Origin of the sequence: Streptomyces sp. NPDC048295 (assembly GCF_040652135.1) — a bacterium.
GTDB lineage: Bacteria > Actinomycetota > Actinomycetes > Streptomycetales > Streptomycetaceae > Streptomyces.
The window spans coordinates 131,554-149,542 of record NZ_JBEZLL010000025.1 but is presented as its reverse complement, the minus strand read 5'-3'; the positions used below and the strand labels follow the sequence as shown (position 1 = coordinate 149,542).

13 protein-coding genes and 4 pseudogenes are annotated in these 17,989 nt (G+C 70.1%); 6 read left to right on the top strand and 11 right to left on the bottom strand.

Annotated features, from left to right (window positions below; genetic code table 11):
• Position 1: 1 nt before the first annotated feature.
• From AB0D53_RS31055 to AB0D53_RS31045, 3 genes are all read right to left on the bottom strand, one after another.
• A complete protein-coding gene (locus AB0D53_RS31055; protein WP_362452406.1) occupies positions 2-436 on the bottom strand; it encodes a DUF6228 family protein in 435 nt (144 codons plus the stop codon).
• Between the two features lie 288 nt (positions 437-724).
• A complete protein-coding gene (locus AB0D53_RS31050) occupies positions 725-1,612 on the bottom strand; it encodes a DUF5565 family protein (RefSeq protein WP_362452405.1) in 888 nt (295 codons plus the stop codon).
• A 161-nt stretch (positions 1,613-1,773) separates the two neighbouring features.
• Positions 1,774-2,355, bottom strand: coding sequence for an immunity 49 family protein (locus tag AB0D53_RS31045; RefSeq protein ID WP_362452404.1), 582 nt, complete (start codon positions 2,353-2,355; stop codon positions 1,774-1,776).
• Positions 2,356-2,362: 7 nt separating this feature from the next.
• On the opposite strand from AB0D53_RS31045, the pseudogene AB0D53_RS31040 reads away from it, so the two are divergent.
• Positions 2,363-2,661, top strand: a pseudogene (locus tag AB0D53_RS31040) (transposase); the annotation flags it as partial.
• On the opposite strand, the gene AB0D53_RS31035 reads toward AB0D53_RS31040, so the two are convergent.
• From AB0D53_RS31035 to AB0D53_RS31005, 7 genes and pseudogenes are all read right to left on the bottom strand, one after another.
• Positions 2,645-3,583, bottom strand: a complete 939-nt coding sequence (locus AB0D53_RS31035; RefSeq protein WP_362452402.1) for a serine hydrolase — start codon at positions 3,581-3,583, stop codon at positions 2,645-2,647. The pseudogene AB0D53_RS31040 and the gene AB0D53_RS31035 sit on opposite strands and share 17 nt — an antisense overlap.
• Positions 3,580-4,971: a serine hydrolase gene (locus AB0D53_RS31030; protein ID WP_362452401.1), complete on the bottom strand. Its 1,392-nt coding sequence runs from the start codon at positions 4,969-4,971 to the stop codon at positions 3,580-3,582. The genes AB0D53_RS31035 and AB0D53_RS31030 overlap by 4 nt, the downstream gene beginning before the upstream one ends.
• 119 nt (positions 4,972-5,090) lie before the next feature.
• Positions 5,091-5,690: a serine hydrolase gene (locus AB0D53_RS31025; RefSeq protein ID WP_362452400.1), complete on the bottom strand. Its 600-nt coding sequence runs from the start codon at positions 5,688-5,690 to the stop codon at positions 5,091-5,093.
• A 270-nt stretch (positions 5,691-5,960) separates the two neighbouring features.
• Entirely contained in the window at positions 5,961-7,619 is a 1,659-nt protein-coding gene (locus AB0D53_RS31020) for a helix-turn-helix domain-containing protein (RefSeq protein ID WP_362452399.1), read from the bottom strand.
• A gap of 77 nt (positions 7,620-7,696) precedes the next feature.
• Positions 7,697-7,888 (bottom strand): annotated as a pseudogene (locus AB0D53_RS31015) (o-succinylbenzoate synthase); the annotation flags it as partial.
• A gap of 164 nt (positions 7,889-8,052) precedes the next feature.
• A pseudogene (locus tag AB0D53_RS31010) lies at positions 8,053-8,184 on the bottom strand (IS5/IS1182 family transposase); the annotation flags it as partial.
• A 15-nt stretch (positions 8,185-8,199) separates the two neighbouring features.
• Positions 8,200-10,152, bottom strand: a complete 1,953-nt coding sequence (locus AB0D53_RS31005; protein WP_362452398.1) for a multicopper oxidase — start codon at positions 10,150-10,152, stop codon at positions 8,200-8,202.
• 491 nt (positions 10,153-10,643) lie between these two features.
• On the opposite strand from AB0D53_RS31005, the pseudogene AB0D53_RS31000 reads away from it, so the two are divergent.
• The 4 genes and pseudogenes from AB0D53_RS31000 to AB0D53_RS30985 form a co-directional block, all read left to right on the top strand.
• A pseudogene (locus AB0D53_RS31000) lies at positions 10,644-10,856 on the top strand (ABC transporter permease); the annotation flags it as partial.
• Positions 10,857-11,572: 716 nt separating this feature from the next.
• Positions 11,573-12,565: a dihydroxyacetone kinase subunit DhaK gene (dhaK, locus tag AB0D53_RS30995; protein WP_362452397.1), complete on the top strand. Its 993-nt coding sequence runs from the start codon at positions 11,573-11,575 to the stop codon at positions 12,563-12,565.
• A 46-nt stretch (positions 12,566-12,611) separates the two neighbouring features.
• Positions 12,612-13,226 carry a dihydroxyacetone kinase subunit DhaL gene (gene dhaL, locus AB0D53_RS30990; RefSeq protein WP_362452396.1) on the top strand — a complete coding sequence of 205 codons (615 nt, stop codon included), beginning with the start codon at positions 12,612-12,614 and terminating at the stop codon, positions 13,224-13,226.
• On the top strand, positions 13,223-13,633 hold the full coding sequence (locus tag AB0D53_RS30985; RefSeq protein ID WP_362452395.1) for a PTS fructose transporter subunit IIA: 411 nt from the start codon (positions 13,223-13,225) through the stop codon (positions 13,631-13,633). Before dhaL ends, AB0D53_RS30985 begins: the two co-directional genes overlap by 4 nt.
• Positions 13,634-13,719: 86 nt before the next feature.
• Here AB0D53_RS30985 and AB0D53_RS30980 read toward each other — a convergent pair whose 3' ends face one another.
• A complete protein-coding gene (locus tag AB0D53_RS30980; RefSeq protein WP_362452424.1) occupies positions 13,720-17,166 on the bottom strand; it encodes a phosphodiester glycosidase family protein in 3,447 nt (1,148 codons plus the stop codon).
• Positions 17,167-17,456: 290 nt separating this feature from the next.
• Between AB0D53_RS30980 and AB0D53_RS30975 the strand changes: the two genes are divergently transcribed.
• Positions 17,457-17,969, top strand: coding sequence for an NUDIX domain-containing protein (locus AB0D53_RS30975; RefSeq protein ID WP_362452393.1), 513 nt, complete (start codon positions 17,457-17,459; stop codon positions 17,967-17,969).
• Positions 17,970-17,989: the final 20 nt, after the last annotated feature.

The following is a 17,989-nucleotide window of genomic DNA, read 5'->3' as shown; positions in this document are numbered from 1 at the left end:
GCTACTCGACCATGCTCGTGAGAAACGTGTGTATCTCGGCGGCGAGGTTTCGCATCTCCTCGCCGGCTGCGTGCACGGTGGTGGTCTCAAAGTGCCACTCCTCGGACGGAGGCCGGTCGTGGATGCCCCACCTCAGGTGGACGTAGCCGCCCGGGTGGTGTTCCGCCGAGATTGTCAGGTCGTGTTCCAGAGAGCGCCAGACGCGCGGTCCTTCCCAGCCGCGGAAGTCCTCGGCCAGCGAGGAGAGAAAGGTGTCGAGGCCGTCGCCGTCCCATGTCCGCACCAGGGTTTCGATGCTCACCCATTGCCCGCTAGCTTTCACGAGGAAGTCGAGTGTGGGGTCGTCCCCGAACGGTCTGGTCGGCTCGGAGAAGAGCAGGTGGACCGGTCGCGGTCCGGGGTCTCCCACGCGTACCGCAGGGCCATCTTCGATCATTTGAGCAGGTTAGAAGTCGTGGGAGTCGATGACCAACTGCAATTCCCTGCGCTGCCCCGGGCACGTACCCAGCCGCCCTGTGGCTTCCGCTGCTGACCGCGGACGAGGCGCGGGAAGCGGTCAGTCTGCTGTGGCACTTCGCCGACGACAGCGCGGAAGGGCAGGCGGCCGGGGACCTGGCGGCGGATCTCGCCCGCCGGCTTCCCGCGGAGTGACGCGGCTCGTCCGCTATCCCCGGACACACGACAGCGCCCCTACACCGGCGTTCCGGTCGGGGGCGCTTCGTGGTCATGCTTTCGGGAAGTCCCTGGCCTTGATCTTCGCCATCCGCCCGTCGGGATGGTGCCAGACGACACCCTCGCAGCCGTCGACCGCAGCCAGGCCCGCGACGGTGCTACGGATGCCCTCGAACGTCAGCTCCGGCACTGAGACGTGCTGCGCTGCGGCGTGCTCGACGAGCCCGTGAGCGTCGGCCCTCTCCGGATTTCCGTTCACCTTCGGGCCGATCAGTTCGAAGGTCCCGGCAGTCCACTCTCTGAGGCCGGCCGCTTTCAGAGCCTCTGAGTGGAACTTCGCGAACGATGACTGACCGATCGGCTCCCAGCCGATGGTCTTACCAGTCTCGGTATCGACGGAGAGGGCTATGTAGTTCGGCGGTTCCGGCCTCCGGGGCTTGACCTCGCGACGTGCCCACCACTTGCCCGCTTCGTCAAGCATCACGCAGGTGCCGTCGTACTTGCGGGTGGCCTGCCCTTCACCTGCGAGCACCCATTCGCAGCCAGGTGTCACCTTGGGCAGGACATGGGCGGGGTTGTTGTCGAAGTCGCGGACGAACACGGTGGGAATCTTCTGCATTCCGGGATCCTGTCGGTTGACTGGCTTGCGTGCATCGGAATTTCGTTCACGCCGCGATCCGCCTCTCCGCCATCGGCAGCTGCAGCACCTCGCTGTGCCCGTACTGCTGGCCGCATCCAGGGCAGCGGCAGCCGGCCCCGTGTCGAGGGGGACGCGGAGGACGCTGCTGCACGGGCAGGCGACCTCGACACCGGGGTGCTCGTGGAGCCAGCGGCTGAGCTGTTCCGCGTCGCGTCCTTCCCGGAGTGTCAGCGGGAGCCGGATCGTGGCGTCGACCAGGAGGGTGCCGTAGGTGCTGCCGTAGAGCGCGAAGTCGTCCACCCCCAGCACCCGGGGTGCCTCCAGCGACGGAAGCGGCACCCGCATCAGCTGGGCCAGAACGTCATTTCCGTCTGACTCGCGGCCAAGTACAGCGGGGGCTCCGGCGGGCCCCGCCGCGCAGTTGCGGGGCCCGCCGGAGTTCTCTGTTGTGGGCGGTGTCCCTAGAAGGGTTCCGCGGCCTGGAGGAGTCTCTGTGGAAGGGAGGGGGATTCGACGCGGATGGCCCAGCCGCGACGGCGGGCGTGGCAGGCCAGGGCGAGGATGTCGAGGTTGACGGAAGCGTCTGGATCGTCGGCTCGGTCGGCGACCTGGTAGTAGTCGCGGTGGGCTTCGAGGGCGTCGGCCAGGGCGAGGTTGAAGCTCTCCTCGTCGCCTTCCACGAGCTGTGAAAGCAGCACGGCCGGCGGCATGGCGAGGCCCCAGTCCTTGGCCTTGTCGGCCTCCTGCAGCGCCCGCTGCGCGGCGGGTTCTGGCTCGGTGCCCTTCAGGTAGGCGTGGAGGGCTTCGCGGTACGCGGTGGAGGCGGAGCCGTCCGGCCGGGCGAAGGTGGGGCCGGTGAGGACCAGCGGGGCAAGGTCCTCACGGGCGCCGGTGATCAGGGCGAAGGCAGTGGCCGTCTGCCAGTTCCCGGCACTGGCTTTCTCGCCCCGCTCGGCCGGGTAGCGCAGCGTGCGGCCGTCGATGGTCACCTCGGCCTCGGTGCCCGGCTCCGCCAGCGCGATGTGGAACAGTGCCGCGCCCATGCGACGCCGGCCGGCCTCGCACGCCGGCCTGGCCCCGGTGCCCCGCGACTCCGGCCGCCGCACCGGCGACTCCCACCGGCCCGAACGCTTCAACCGGCGCCTGCGCTGGTTGTTCTCCATGTCGGCACAGTCCGCCATGATGCGACCGGGCCCGTCGAGGGGCTACTACCTCAAGAAACGCGCCGAGGGCCTGATCCACACCCAGGCACTGCTCGCACTCGCCCGCCGCCGGGGCGGTGGGCGAGTGCGATCGTGCGTTACAAGAGGCTGTTCACCTCCGCCCCGCCGGTCACGCGGACGGCTTGACACGATCACCGGGATTCTTCCAGCGGGTCGCGCTCTGCGCGTGGAGGTGGTCGACAGCCAGCCGGGCGGCGGCGCCGATGGACGCGTCGACCGCGGGAAGACGGTCTTCGAGGGAGTGGGCGCGGGTGAACACCGCGACCGCGAACCGGCGACCGTCCCCCAAGGTCACCACTCCCGCTTCGTTACGGACGCCGGGCAGCGTCCCGGTCTTCGCCGCGATCCGCACTCCGGACGGGAATCCGGACGACAGCCGGTGCGGCCAGACCTGCTGGGCCATGGTCTTGCGGACCCGTTCGCAGGCTTCGGGTTCGCCTGCCCGATCGGTCCAGATCGCGTCGAGCAGCGCAGTCATCTCGCGCGGCGTCGAGGACGTCGTGCGTTCCGGGTCGCGCACCGAGAGCTTCAGCATCTGCTCCGGCGTGGCCTCGCACAGCAGCACTTCGAGGTCGGAGTCCGCGTTCCCGCCGAGGTCCGCCACGACGGATGCGAACAGGTCCTCGCAGCAACCGATCAACCGGGTGCGGGCCAGCCCGAGGTCGGCCAGCACCCGGTCCACCGCTTCCTGGCCCACGCGGTGGAACACCAGGTCGGTCGCTGCGTTGTCGCTCATCGTGAGCATGAAGTGCGCGAGGTCCCGCCAACTCATCTCGACGTCGTCGGCGCAGCCCGCTGTGCCGATACCGCCGATCCGGTACCGCGCGGTCACCAACGTCCGCTCGGCCTCGTCGAGCCGTCCCGCCACGACTTCGCGGGCGTAGGCGACGGCCACCGGTATCTTGAACACCGACGCCAGCACCACCGGGTCGTCGCCGCCCACCGACACGTCGGGCCCGTCCGGCACGCCGACTTCGCGAGCGTGCAGGAACCCTTCCGCGCCGGCTTCGGCGAAGACGGCTTCGATCCGTTCGCGGATCTCGCTCACTGGGACACCCGTCGGTCGGCGCGTCCGGTATGGAGGAACTCGGCGCGGCCAGTGCCGTCGTCGCCGACGAACGCGTGTGCCATATAGGTACCTGGGGCCTCCGGGAGGTTGGCGACGAACGTGTCGTCGAGGTAGGGCAGCAGTTCCTCCTTCGCCGGGGGCGCACCGCTGAGCTCGGCGAAGATCCCCTTCGGGGATCGCTTGATCCACAGCTTGCCGTCTTCCGCGGTGACGACGGTATCGGCGACCATCGACGAGTACGCGCCCACGTACCGGGACAGGTCGGCCTGGGCGGCCGCGGGGTTCGGCTGCGGCAGTGCCGGGAGCTTGACGCCGGCGAGTTCGTCAAGCAGCTTTCCGAGGACCTGCTGGTAGACGTACAGCGGCTGCCCGCCGTTGGTCAGCAACGCGACCGCGACGTTGCGCTCCGGCACCACGCGCAGGAATGCCGACTGGCCGATGGTGCCGCCGTCGTGGCCGATCACCTCGCCGCCCTCCCAGCCGAAGAGCATCCAACCGAGACCCCAGTGGGTGCCCATGATGCCGAGCGCGGGCACCTCCACCTGCGGCTCGCGCATCGCGACCAGCGACTCCGGCGACAGCACCTGGGTGCCGTCGTCGGCCTTGCCGTCGTTCAGGTGCATTCGGACGAAGGTCAGCAGGTCCCGCGGGCGCATCGCGAGCGTCGAACCAGCCGGGGCGTTCGAGCGGGTGAGTGCCCAGATCGGCGCGGGCACCGGCTCCTCGCTCGGCTTCGGGGTGACGTGGCCGATCGCGGCGCGGTAGCGGATCGCGTCGTAGGGACCAGCCGCGGCGTGGGTCAGGCCGAGCGGCACGAAGAGGCGGTCGCGCACGCAGTCGTCCCAGCACTTGCCGTGCAGCACCTCGATGATGCGGCCGAGCACGCAGTAGCCGGCGTTGTTGTAGGAGAACCGCTCGCCCGGCGGAAAGAGCTGCGGCACGTCCGACAGCGTCGCGATGAGCTTCTCCACCGCGTCGTCGCCGGGCCCGGTGTCGGTGAAGACGTCGCCCTCGAAGCCGGCGGTATGGCAGGTCAGCTGCCGGACGGTGATCACGGCCGCGGCCTTGTCGTCGCCGAGCGCGAGCTCCGGCAGGTAGTCGCGCACCGGCCGGTCGAGGTCGAGGCGGCCCTCGTCGACCAGCTGCATGATCAGGGTGGTCGTCCACACCTTGGTGATCGACCCGATCTGGAACAGCGAGTCCACGGTGGATTCCACCCCAGTGGCCTTGTTCAGGACGCCCGCCGCGTGGTCGATCACCTCGCCGTCGACGAGCACCGCGATCGAGGCGCCGGGAACCTGGTGCTCGGCCAACAGAGCGGCGAAGTTCTCCTGGAGCCAAGTCTCGATTTCACGAGTTTTCGACATGTGCACCTTCTGTCCGGGTGAGGATGGTCCGGCGTTTCCGGAATGCTAGGTCGGTGGCCTGCGTCACTTGTTCGTCCGAACCGAGGAGAGCGCGGGGAAAGTTCCTCCGCCCAGACGAATCAGGCCGGGCGCAGCGACTCCACTGCCGTCGCCGTGGCGAGACCGATGAATGCGTCGCGCTCGGGGACCCGGGAACGGGCGTCCTCGGCGCGGGTGAACACGGCGACCGAGTACCGGCCGCCGTCCGGGTACTCGACCACGCCGACCTCATTGCGCACGGCGGGCAGCGTGCCGGTCTTGCCGCTGGTGCGCATCTCGTCGTCGGGGCACCTGGACCGCAATCGGTGCGGCCAGACCTGCAGTTCCAGCCAGCGCCGGACGTCCGCGCACACCTCGCGCGCGGCCGCTTTGCCGCGCCGGATCAGCCTGAGCAGACGGGTCATTTCGGCGGCGGTGGTACGGCAGGACTTTTCCGGCTGCAGCGCGCGCAACGCCGAAACCTGCCCGTAAGTCAGTTCCGCGATCACTCGTTCGTCGCCCTCGTGGCACAGTTCGCGGCACCCAGAACGCCAGTACCGCGGTGACAGAGTGGTGCCGATGCGGAAGCCGAACGCGGCGGGACAGGAGAAGACGTCCGCGAGCCACCCCGTGGCGATCGGACTGACGACGCCGGCGATCTGGCCGCCGAAGTTGATCAGGCCCATGCCGATGCCGGTCAAGGCGGTGGACGGACCCGGAGCGTGAGGCCGAACACGGCCATCGAGGCCGGGCCGTGGCGCCATCAGCGCCGGGGCCGACGAACAGCGGCGTCGACCCCGAGCCGACGCCGCTTGCCGCGGGCATCACGCCGGTGACCGTCGCCCGGCTGGCCGGTGTGGTGCGCTCGGCGACCGCTTTGAACGAAGCCGACAGGAGCCCGGCCCGGGGCTCGTGCGATCCAACGAACATCGCGAAGGTCTTTCAAGCCCGGGGAGCAACCGGGACGGCGGTCAAGCCTCTTCAACCGGAACGGCTTTTCCCTCCCGCGGCAGCAAATGCAGCTGCACCATTGCCGCGAACCGGTCTCCCGGGTCGTCGAGATCGATTCCGCCGACCTCGACGACCCGGCGCAACCGGTACCGGAATGTACTCGGATGCACGTACGCGGCGGCCGACGCGGCGCCGATGTCGCCGAAAGAATCGAGCCAGCACCGCAGCGTGTGCACGAGCTGCGATCGGTGTTTCGTGTCGTAGGCCAGCAGCCGCGCGATCGGCCCGGTCGCGACGTCGCCGCGTGCCGCGGCAAGGTCCGCCAATTCGAGCAGCAGCGCTTCGATGTGCGCGTCCTCGGCGGTGATCACTCGCTTTGCGCCGCCGTTGGTGAGCAACACGCGCAACGCGCGATGGGCCCCGTTGCGGGACGCGCGCAGGCCCGAGCCGTCGAGCGCGAGCGGTCCGACGCCGATTGCGGCGGCGGCCCGGCGGCCGGTGCGTTCCAAGAAGGACGACGCGACGCGCACCGAGCGTTCGCGGCAATCGCCGTGGTTCCCGGGCATCGGGACGATGCCGTACGCGACATCGCCGACAAGCGCTACCGCCGACCGGGGCTGGACGGCGCTGAGGTGCATGGCGAATGCGTCGGCGACTCGCTGGCGTTCCGCGACGAGCCGGAGGTCGTCGTCGAGGACCTCAAGGAGTCCCATGGCGAGCACGATGGTGGGCTGCCCCAGCAACCCGAGGCGCGCGATGGCTTCCGGCGCGCCGGCGCCGCCCTCGAGCGCGGTGCTCACCAGATCGGCCCGCAACCGGCGCTCGACATCGGCACCCGCGCGCAGCCGAAGCATATGCAGCGCGACGATCTTCGAGGCATCGACCAACGCCGCAGTACGTTCTTCGCTGAGCTCGTTGTCGACTGCGGCCCAAATCGAGCCGAGGACCTCGTCGCCGGCTCGGACCGCGACCGCGACCCTGGGCATGGCGATGTTCTCGTCGTAGCCGTCCGGGTAGACGTAAACCGGCCAGTGGTCACGGTAAAGGCGTTCGAAGACGCCTTCCTTCTCCAGCTGGCGGGTGAACCGTTCGGGCACCTGGCGGCCGAGAATCGTTTCGACGCGGGAGGGATCGGCCTCGTCCTGGCGGCCGGAGAACGCGAGCACGCGCGAGTTGCGGTCCTCGATGGTGACCGGTGCGTCCAGCAGCGCGGCGACCGCGTTGGCGAGCGCGAACAGATCGCTGGACGGCATCCCGCCGAGCGTCTGCGGAAAAACATCGCCGACGTCGCCCTCGGCGAGCAACATGCGGAGCATCGCGGCGAGCTGCGCCCACGACGCCCCGCTGACCAGCCCGAGCAGCGCGACCCCGGTGGAGTTGGCCGTCCGGACCAGCTCCGTCGACGCGGAGACCGGCGACCGCACGACCAGTGCGGCGGCCCCGCGTTCGACGACGGTGTGCAGCAGCTTCGCGATCTCGTCGGTTTCGCGCACGCCGACCCCGAGGACGACCGCCTCGGCGGGGAACTCGGCGTCGTCGTGCGGATCGTGGATCACCACGCCGCCGAGCTGCCGCCGGGTGTCCCGCCCGACGGCGACCGGCTCGAGGAGCACGTCCCCGAGGGCTTCGAGGACGCGACCCAGACTCGTGTGCGGCTTGCTCGGCACGGGTGTCAGCACTCCCCGAAGGTAGATTCGGCCCCGATCCAACCGGATGATTCGATGCGGCCAAATCTATCCCCGGAATTCATGCCAGGCTACGAACCGATCCACACCTTCGCGGTGGTCACCTCGTCGAGCAGCTCCGGAATCGGCGCCACGCCGAGGCCTGGACCGGTCGGCACCGGCAGGTGCCCGTCGGACAGCACGAACGGCTCGGTGATGTCGCTCTGGTAGAACCGGTCGGACGCGGAGGTGCCCCCGGGAAGCGTGAAGCCCGGCAGCGAGGCCTGGCGCTGCACACATACGTCGACCAGAGCGGAAACCAGGAGCGCAACGGTCGGCACGCCGCAGGACCCGGCGACGTCCAAAAGGCCGGCCCGCACTCGGGCCTCGATGTTCGTCGCGTTCCCCGTCAAGTCCTTCTGTTCAGAGGTCGTTTTCGTCCGATGTTTCATCCTGAGATGGGATGTTCTGTGGTCTTCTTCGGGTTGCGCCAGGAGATGGTGTTCCCGCTGGTGAGGCGGCGGGACATGAGGTCGGTCATGGCGATGTGGATCACGGCTTCGGAGCGGGTGGGCAGGGTCAGGCAGAAGCTCCGTCATCCGACGGTATAAGGACGCATCATCTCGTTGTCCTCGTGTTCGAGCATGTGACAGTGCCAGACGTACCGGCCTGCCCGGTCGAACGTCGCCTTCAGCCTCGTCACGGCACCCGGATAGGCGACTGCTGTGTCCTTGAACCCGTTCTCCCACGGCTCGGCGGGCCGCGCGGCATGGCCGGCCTGTTGCCGGTCGAGGACTTGGAACTGGACTTCGTGGACATGAATCGGGTGTGCGTCCTTGGTGAAGTTGTGAATCTCCCAGACCTCAGTCGAGCCCAGGGCTGGATCCTCCGTAACGGGGTCGTCCCAGCGCATCGGCACCGGGGCCCCGTTTCGGTCCACGGTGCCGAGCAGCATTTGCCGGGGGCCGACGTGCGGCAGCGACGCGGAATTCTGCTCGCTGAGGGAAAGCCGCCGGATACGGCTCGCCTTGCCCAGCGGCTCGAACGGCGGAAGCGACAGCTGGGACGGTGGCACGGTCGTGTCCGGTGACGTGAGTGCTTCGATGACGAGTTTCATGATTTGCCCGGTGGTGGCGGGGTCCGCCGGGGAGTAGTCCGTACCCGTCTTCCCGCCCTGGAATGCTTTGTCGGGGCCCTCGTTGATCAGATACAGCTCGGTTCCGACCGGGACGGACGCGAAGTCGACGATCACGTCCGCGCGCTCGGCGGAAGCGATGAGCACCTGGTCGCGCTGTACGGGTGCGGGAAGGAAGCCGCCCTCGCTGCCGATCTGGCAGAAGGGCAGGGCGGGGGTCGCGGGACGGTGGGCGAGTGGGTGGGTGACGATCTTGAGGATCAGGTACCGCGAGTTGCATCCGTTGAGAAGCCTGAAGCGGTAGCGGCGCGGCTCGACTCGAAGGACCGGCCAGGTGCTCCCGTTGGTCACCATCGTGTTGCCGAAGAACTCGGGGTTCCAGATCGGGGGGATGTCGCTGTCCGGGATGTAAGGACCCTTGAATCCGTCGAAGGCACTGCGTCCGGCCGGGTAGAACAAGCTGCCGTCGATACGGAACGAGCGGTCCTGGATGGCAAGAGGGATCTCGTAGTACTTCCGGCCGGGCGGATCACCGGGCCGGGGCGCGGGCCCGGGCAATACACCGGCGGGAAGGTCCGCAGGTCCGCCTCGCAGAAGGTAGAACCCTGCCAGTCCGGCGTAGACATTCAGCCGCGTGACACCCAGGGCATGATCGTGGAACCAGAAGGTCGAGGCCCTCTCCGCGTTGGCGTACTGGAACACGGCGTCCCCCCGGCCCCAGGCGTCGCCGAACCGGTCCTCGAACTTCTCTTTGAACTCCTCGTAGAACGAGCCGACTTCGGCGTATCCCGCTGGAAGGTCAAGCGCGCCGGGAAGGTACCAGGCTTCGGTGTAGCCATCGCTTTCCTCCGAGTTCCGCCCGCCATGCAGGTGCGTCACGATCGGCACCGGGCCCGTGTACGGTCCGGGCGTCGAGCGGAACCCGGGACGTGAGTCCCGGGCCGACGCTCCGCCCGGAGGGTTCGCCCAGTGCAATGTGGGGTCGACCGGCAGCAGGTGCGGCAGGTAACGGCCTTTGCGATCGAGCAGCTGGTTCTTCCATCTCACCCGCACAGGCGTTCCGGCACGGGCCTCGACGGTGAACGCGGGGTAGTGGAAGCTACGCGCATGAAGAGTCGATCCGTACCCCCACACGGTCGTCGCCGGTAGGCCGGCGGGCAGTACCTGCTGCCGGAACTGTCGCACGCCGATCACGTAGTGGTCGATGTGATCAGCGACGCCTCCCCCGGCCTGCGGCATAACGGGCGGGATGACGAGCGGCGTGACGTACTTGTCCACCTTTCCCGGATCCAGAACGCCCTTGCCGCTGGGCTCGAGGATGCGTGGAGTCACGGAAGCCGCAGGAAGGAGCGCAAACATTCCGCCGACCGCCGCCTGCACGACACGCCGTCTCGTGACCACGTGGTCCTCCATCGATTGCGGGCACCAGCAGGTGTCGCAGCTTGCAGATCCGCGCCGCCTGTGGTGCTCCACAGACGTATCCGACGATCAGCACGTGAACACGTACGGGGTACAGGGCTCGGACCTGCGTGTACCAGACCCCTGGATAGAGCCCTTGGTACGCCTTTTTGATTTCTTCTGTGTGCATTTAAGCGGCTGTGGATGCCGGAATCGCGTCACGAGTGAGGCAGCGCACTCCTATCACCCCGTTGCTTCGGAATCGCTGGCGGGCAAATACTGCGGTTGAACTCGTGAAGTCGTCTCCGGTCAGGTCGCCTGCCTCGTCCGGGCCGAGCAGCGCTCGTCCGTCGAGACAGTGGAGGTGGGGATCAGACGCCTGTTGTGCCGCAGCGGTCCGGGCCGGCTCGGCACGGACCACGCGATCTCCACATTGTTCGCCGCCTCCCACTTCTCGACCCGCTGGCACCGCTTCGCCTTCAGGTGCGAGGAGCAGTTGTCACGCCTTCGACTCCAACGCGCCCTACCCGGTCGCCCTCATGCCCGGCTGGCTCCAGGCCGTCAGCAGGGTGAAGCCGCTGAGCTACGAGATCGACGCCCTGCGGGGACTGCTCATCGGCACCCAGGCCCACCTCGGCCTCGACCTCGCGGTCCTCGCTTTCGCGGCGCTGGTCGGAGTCGTCGCCGCCGGCTCACTGCTGGGCCGCCTGGCCCGCTGACCACCACAGGGGTGTCCGGGTTCACCAGCCGTTCGTGCGATCAGCCCGCCTCGTCCGTACGGGGGATCAGCCCGCCTCGTCGAGCACATACCGGAACGCCTCCCGTGCAGCGCCTTCTGGAGATCCTTCACCGGCGCGGAATCCCCCGGCTCGGCGCCCGGGTCCCCCTGCGGCATCGTGGCCGGCTGTTGCAGCGGCCAGGTGCGCACGGAGGGGGCCGGCGCCGGGTGGGGGTTGCGTCGGCACCAGAGGAGAAAGCAGGACTCGACGTTTCCGGTCTCGCTGCCTTCGTCATCCTTGAGACCCTCGACCCGGCCAGCGTTTGAGTGGGTATTCCTGCCCTGCCGCCGCAAGCAAGGGGCTGGAACGTTCCCGTACACCACGCGCTGACGCGGCCCGGTGTATGCATAGACACGGACCTCCGGTCACAACCCGACCGCATCCCGATTCGAGCCGAGGTGCACTCATGACGTTCTCGCACGTGCCCTTCGCTGCCGCAAGGCCGATACTGCCGACAGGAACAGGTCAGCCGAGACCACCCGGCCATCCGGCATCCTGATGACCCGTCACCAAAGTCAGCGTTAAGTCAGCATCAGTACCGCCAGAACCCGCTCACGACCGCCACGAACAGCCAAGATCACGAACTACCCATACCCACTCTGAACAGCGAAAACGCAGGGCAACGACCCACCTGCTACTCTGCCTAGGAGATACCGTTGAAGATGCTGATCAACGTCCCCGAAACCGTTGTCGCGGACGGACTGCGCGGTATGGCCGCCGCTCATCCCGAGCTGACCGTGGATGTCGAGAACCGTGTCGTCGTACGACGTGACGCGCCGGTGGCCGGGAAGGTGGCGCTGGTCTCCGGCGGCGGTTCCGGGCACGAGCCGTTGCACGCGGGGTTCGTCGGGCCCGGGATGCTCTCCGCGGCCTGCCCCGGCGAGGTGTTCACCTCGCCCGTGCCGGATCAGATGGTGCGGGCGGCCGCCGCGGTCGACAGCGGGGCGGGGGTGCTGTTCGTCGTCAAGAACTACACGGGTGACGTGCTGAACTTCGAGATGGCCGCGGAGCTCGCCGAGGACGAGGGCCTGCAGGTCACCCAGGTACTGGTCAATGACGACGTGGCGGTGACCGACAGCCTCTTCACCGCTGGGCGGCGGGGTACGGGCGCCACCCTGTTCGTCGAGAAGATCGCCGGGGCTGCGGCCGACGAGGGCGCCCCGCTGGAGCGGGTGGCGGCCGTCGCCCGGCGGGTGAACGAGGCGTCGCGGAGTTTCGGGGTGGCACTCGGCGCCGTCACCACACCGGCCAAGGGCTCCCCCACGTTCGATCTGCCGCCGGGTGAGCTGGAGCTCGGCATCGGCATTCACGGCGAGCCGGGGCGGGAACGGCGGCCGATGATGACCTCGCGGGAGATCGCGGACTTCGCGGTGGACGCGGTGCTGGACGACCTGCAGCCGACCGGACCGGTGATCGTGCTGGTCAACGGCATGGGCGCAACGCCGCTGCTGGAGCTGTACGGGTTCAATGCCGAGGTCCAGCGGGTGCTGTCCGAGCGGGGCGTCGTGGCAGCTCGTACGCTCGTGGGGAACTACGTGACCTCGCTCGACATGGCGGGCTGCTCGGTGACGCTCTGCCAGGTGGACGAGGAGCTGCTGCGGCTCTGGGACGCGCCGGTGGAGACGCCGGCGCTGCGCTGGGGCCGTTGAGCCGCCGGTACCGCACCCCGTCATGCTGGAGCGACAAGGAGATCATGTGCTCGACGCCGACTTCTTCCATCGTTGGATGACCACGGCCGCGGCCCTGGTGAGCCGTGAGGCGGACCATCTCACGGACCTCGACTCCGCGATCGGGGACGCCGATCACGGGAGCAATATGCAGCGCGGGTTCGCCGCGGTGACCGCGGCCCTGGGCGAGGAGCCGCCGCAGACTCCAGGGGCCGTACTGATGCTGGCCGGACGGCAGTTGATCTCGACGGTCGGCGGTGCTTCGGGCCCGTTGTACGGGACGCTGCTGCGGCGTACGGGAAAGGCCCTGGGCGATGCCCCCGCCGTGACCCCGCAACAGTTGGCGGAGGCGCTCGGGGTGGGCGTCGCGGCTGTGGCACAGCTCGGTGGGGCGCAGGCCGGGGACAAGACGATGCTCGACGCGCTGCTGCCGGCCGCCGAGACGCTCGGCACCTCCTTCGGGGCGGCCCGGGAGGCGGCCGAGGCGGGGGCGCTGGCCACGGTGCCGATACTGGCCCGCAAGGGCAGGGCGAGCTATCTGGGTGAGCGCAGCATCGGCCATCAGGATCCCGGGGCGACGTCCTCGGCCCTGTTGATCGCCGCGCTGGCCGAGACCGGAGCGGCGGACGGGAGCGGGGCATGAGCGACGTGAAGCAGGTCGGAATCGTGCTGGTCTCGCACAGCGGACCGGTGGCCGAGTCCGTCGCGGAGCTGGCCAGGGGCCTTGCCGCGGGAGGCGCCACGGCTCCGGTGGCCGCCGCAGGTGGCACCCCCGCGGGTGGTCTCGGCACGAGTTCGGAGCTGATCGCCGAGGCCGCCAGGTCCGTGGACGGCGGCGCGGGCGTCGCGCTGCTGGTCGATCTGGGCAGCGCGGTGCTCACGGTCAAGTCGATGCTCGCCGAGGGCGACGAGTTGCCGGACGGCTCGCGGCTGGTGGACGCGCCGTTCGTGGAGGGCGCCGTGGCCGCGGTGGTGACCGCGTCGGCGGGCGGCGACATCGCGGCGGTGGAGGCAGCGGCGTCGGAGGCGTACGGGTACCGCAAGGTGTAGGCGAGCGGGGGCCGCCCGCACCGATGCGTGGTGCGGGCGGCCCCGTCGCTTGCCCGGCCACCCGGGCCGGACCGGTTCTCGGCCTGTCAGGCCGCCGGCGCGGACCCGGCCGCCGCGATCCTGATCCGGGTCTGCTGTGTCGTGCCGTTGACGGTCACGGCGAGGGTGATGGTGCCCGGCCGCAATGCGGTGAGGGTGCCGGTGGACGGGTCGAGCACCGCCGTGTCGCGGTGGCGGGCGCCGCCGCGGTCGCCGATGTGGACGTTCGGGGAGCCGGTCCAGTCCGCGGCCAGCGGGAAGCCGACCGGGACGCTGCGGGACCCCTGGGTGACGGTCGCGGTGACCTTCGTACGGGCTCCGGTGCCCAGCACCGCGGGCGCGTCGATCGTCAGCGCGTCCACATGCGCGCGGGTCTGTACGGAGACCCAGTCGGGCCCGCCCTGCCACGGCCGCTGCCGTGCGGCGGCCTGCGCTCCGTCGGTGACGCGGTCGGCGCCGACCAGCGACCAGCCGGTGAAGCCGCCGTCGTCCGCGGGCCCGGCCGGTGCCTTGCCGGAGTTGCCGTTGATCAGATATGGCACCCCGTCGACGTGCGAGGCGTGGAAGACCCCCACGTGGCTGCCGATGAAGGCCGCGCCCTTGCCCGTCGTACGGCGGAATTCGGCGAGCCACTGTTCGACCAGGGCCGCCTCCTTGCGGTCCCCGAGCTGGCTGCCCTTCTGCACGGTGGGGTCGCGCGGCGGCACGTGCTCGATCAGCATGAGCGAGTCGATGGTGCGGTCCTTCGCCGCCGCGTCCAGCTGGGCACGGAGCTGCTGGATCTGGGCGAAGCCGCCGCCGCGCAGGCTGAGGCTCGACGTGTCGAGGGTGACGAAGCGGGTGCCCTTGTGGTCGAACGTCCGCTGGGCGGGACCGAATTCGGTGATGAAGTTGTCGATCCTGCCGCCCATCACCTCGTGGTTGCCCGGGACGTAGTACCAGGGCAGTGAGTCGCCGAGTTCCTCGGTGAGGATGCGGCGGGCGAAGGCCAGGTCCGCGGGCGATCCCTCGTCGACGAGGTCTCCGTTGACGACCAGGAGGTCCGGGGCCGCCGCCTTGATCTCGCGCAGGGTGCGCCGTGCCTGGGCGACGATCGCGCTGTCCGGGTCACGGGCGACGAACTGGGCGTCGGACATCACCGCGAACCGCCAGTCCCTGCGCCCGGTCACGGCCGCCGGGTCGATCAACGGGTCGGCGGACTCGGACTGTTCGGGCAGGTCGACGGTGGGGGGCACCTGGGCGGTGAGGTCGTCCATCACGATCTCACCCGTGTACTGCTTGGCCGCCCCGGTCTCCGCGAGGTAGAAGCGGGACACGGAGAGGGGCATGGCGGCGCCGGGCGGCACCGCGAAGGTGATCTGCCGCCAGCCCGTCCAGGTGACGTACGGTCCGCGCAGCAGCTGGTCGGATCCGGCCGCGTCCTTGAGGTGCAGGGTCGGCCAGGCGCCCTGGCCGTCGCCCTTGATCCACAGCTTGAACGACTGGGGCTGTCCGGGCACGGCGACCGGCTGGGGCGGGGCGGCGTAGGCGGCGCGGGTGGCGGTGGACCGGGTGAAGTCGTAGGTGAGCTTCAGTCCGGTGCCGGTGTGGCCGTCGGGCGTGGCGGCGAGCGATCCGTCCGCGCGGGCCTGGCTGAACTTCCAGGACCCGGCGTCGTCGAAGGAGGAGACGGCCTGCTCGCTGAGGCCGACGCTGACGGCGAGGACGGTGCTGGTTCCGGCCACGGTCGCCTTGATCCGTCCGGCGCCGGAGCCGGTGCGCGAGACGACGCTGAAGGAGCCCTGGCCGTCGTCGCGGATGTCGAAGAGGGTGTGGTCGTAGTCGAGCGCGATGTCGCGCGGCTCGACGGGGGCGCCGGCGCCGTGGGCGTCGAGCCCGACGATGCCGAAGGTGCCGGTGGCCCCGGCGTCGGCGAGGCCCACCCGCTGGGTGGTGGGCTGGATCCGGTCCAGCTTGTCGAGGACGGTGAGGGACGTGCTCCCGCGCGCCGTTCCGTGTTCGGCACGTACGTCGGTGGTGCCGCTGCGGCGTGCGGTGAAGAGCCCGTGGCTGTCGACCGTGCCGACGGAGCCCCGTGCGGTGCGCCAGCGCGGGGTGCCCTGCGCCGGGCCGTACGTCTCATCGTATCCGGTCGCGGTGAGGCGCCGGGTGAGGCCGGGGAAGACCCGGTCGGGGTGGCCGCCCCTGACGGGGTCGAGGCCCGGCGCGAAACCGGCCGGCGTACGGGGCTGGACCCAGTAGCCCTTCAGCCGTCCGCTGCCGTCGGGGGCGGTGACGGCGAGGCCGTTGGGGACGGTGCGCTCGCTGCCGTCGGACGGGCTGTTCTCCACCTGGAGGGTGTTGCTGCCGGGTGCACGGGCGACGAGGGTCGAGGAGCCGCCGCCGTCCAGGTTGAGTGCGCTGTGGGAACCGGCGCGCTTCATCATCAGGGCGAGTTCGGTGAGGGTGACGCCGCCGCTGTCGGCCTGCCGTCCGTCGACGGTGAGGATCTGCATGGTCCGGCCGTCCTCGGAGAATCCGACGGCGGTGCGGGGCGCGGCGGTGTTGTTGCCCTCGCCGTCGTGGTTCTGCGCGACTCCGTCGACGACGAGGAGTTCCCGGCCGCCGACGGCGGTGCGCGGCACGGCCCCGCCGTCGGTCCGGGCCCGGTAGGTCAGGGACACCGGGTCGCCGGGCTTCAGGGCGTCGAGTGCGGCGGCTCCGGCCTCACGGCCGACCAGGACGGTGGTGCCGTCGGGGACGGCCCCCGATCCGGGGGCGTGGGAGACGGAGACGACCTTGCCGTCCCGTACCACCGCTTCGGCGACCGGGGTCGCGTTGTCGACGGTCAGGGCCCGGTCGGCGGTTCCCCAGGCCGAGGTGTACGCGCCCACGTGGCCGGGCGGCACATTGGCCGCGTTGTACGCGGCGAGCGGCCGCTGCCCGGCGGGCAGGGTGAGCGTTCCCTCGAAGTACAGGTTCAGGATGCGGCCCGCGCTGTCGGGGCCTATGCCGACGGCCCGGTTGATCCCTGGGGCGGGCGACTGGACGGTGGCGCCGTCCTCGATGCCGATCCCCTCCGGCGCGCCGGTCTGGTTGATGTCGAAGAAGTCGGCGTTGATCGCGGCGACGGTGCGGCGGCCGCGGCCCGCGTCGTGTGCGGCGGCCAGTTCGGAGACGGTGTGCCGCTCGGAGACCTTGCCGGAGGAGAGGTAGTCGGCGCGTACGCCGCTGCCGGCGAGGTCGACCGAGAGGTTGTCCACCCGCAGCCACTTGTCGGACTCCAGCCGGTCGTACGAGCTGAGACGGATCCCCGGGGCGATCGGGCGGGACGTGCGCGCGGTCTCGATGCCGTCGCCGTCCATGACCGAACGGGGTGCCGCCGCGTTGCTCGCGGGGGGCGGGGCGACCGGTCTGAGGATCTCGGCGGGGGTGTGGGGGCGTGGATCGGAGGTCGGATCGGCGAGTGCGGGAGCGATCGCGCCGACGGTCAGAGCGGACACCGTCGCGAGCAGCACGAGCGGGCGTGCGATCGTCCGGTTTCCTCGCGCAGCCCTCCCGCGCGGTGCGGTTGTCCTGCCGACTGTGCCAGGGCCCACAAGTCCTCCTGGGATTTGGATGGTTGCGTGGCCCGGCCGGGCCACGGCGCTGTCGGCGGACAGCATGTCCGCGCGCGCCACCGCGCACCAGGGGGCGTCGGGAACCTCACGGCGAACAGGACGCGTCGGCCCGATGACGGCATTGATCACCGTGAAAGGGGTGTCGTCCGCGGCTGTGTGCTCCGGCCGGACGCAGACTTGACGGCATGCCATCTCAGCAGCGCGCCAGGCGCAGCGCGGGCCTTCTCCTGTTCCGGCGGTCGGGCGAGGCCGGTTTCGAGGTGCTCATCGGGCACATGGGCGGCCCGTTCTGGGCGAGGCGCGAGAGTGCGGCCTGGTCGATCCCCAAGGGGGAGTACGGCCCCGAGGAGGAGCCGGCGGCCGCCGCCCGCCGTGAGTTCGCGGAGGAGTTCGGGCATCCGGTGCCGGACGGTGGGTGGGTGGCGCTGGGCGAGGCGCGTCAGTCCGGCGGCAAGACCGTGACGGTGTGGGCGCTGGAGGCGGATCTCGATGCAGCGTCGGCGGTCCCCGGGTCGTTCACCATGGAATGGCCGAGGGGGTCGGGTGTGCTGCGGGAGTTCCCGGAGGTCGACCGGTTCGCCTGGTGCACGCCCCGGGAGGCGGCGGAGCGGCTCGTCACGGGGCAGCGGGTCTTCCTCGACCGGCTGCGGGAACGCCTGGCGGACGGGCGGGGGACGCCCGCTCGGGAGGGGTCCTGAGCGGGCCGTCGGACGACCGG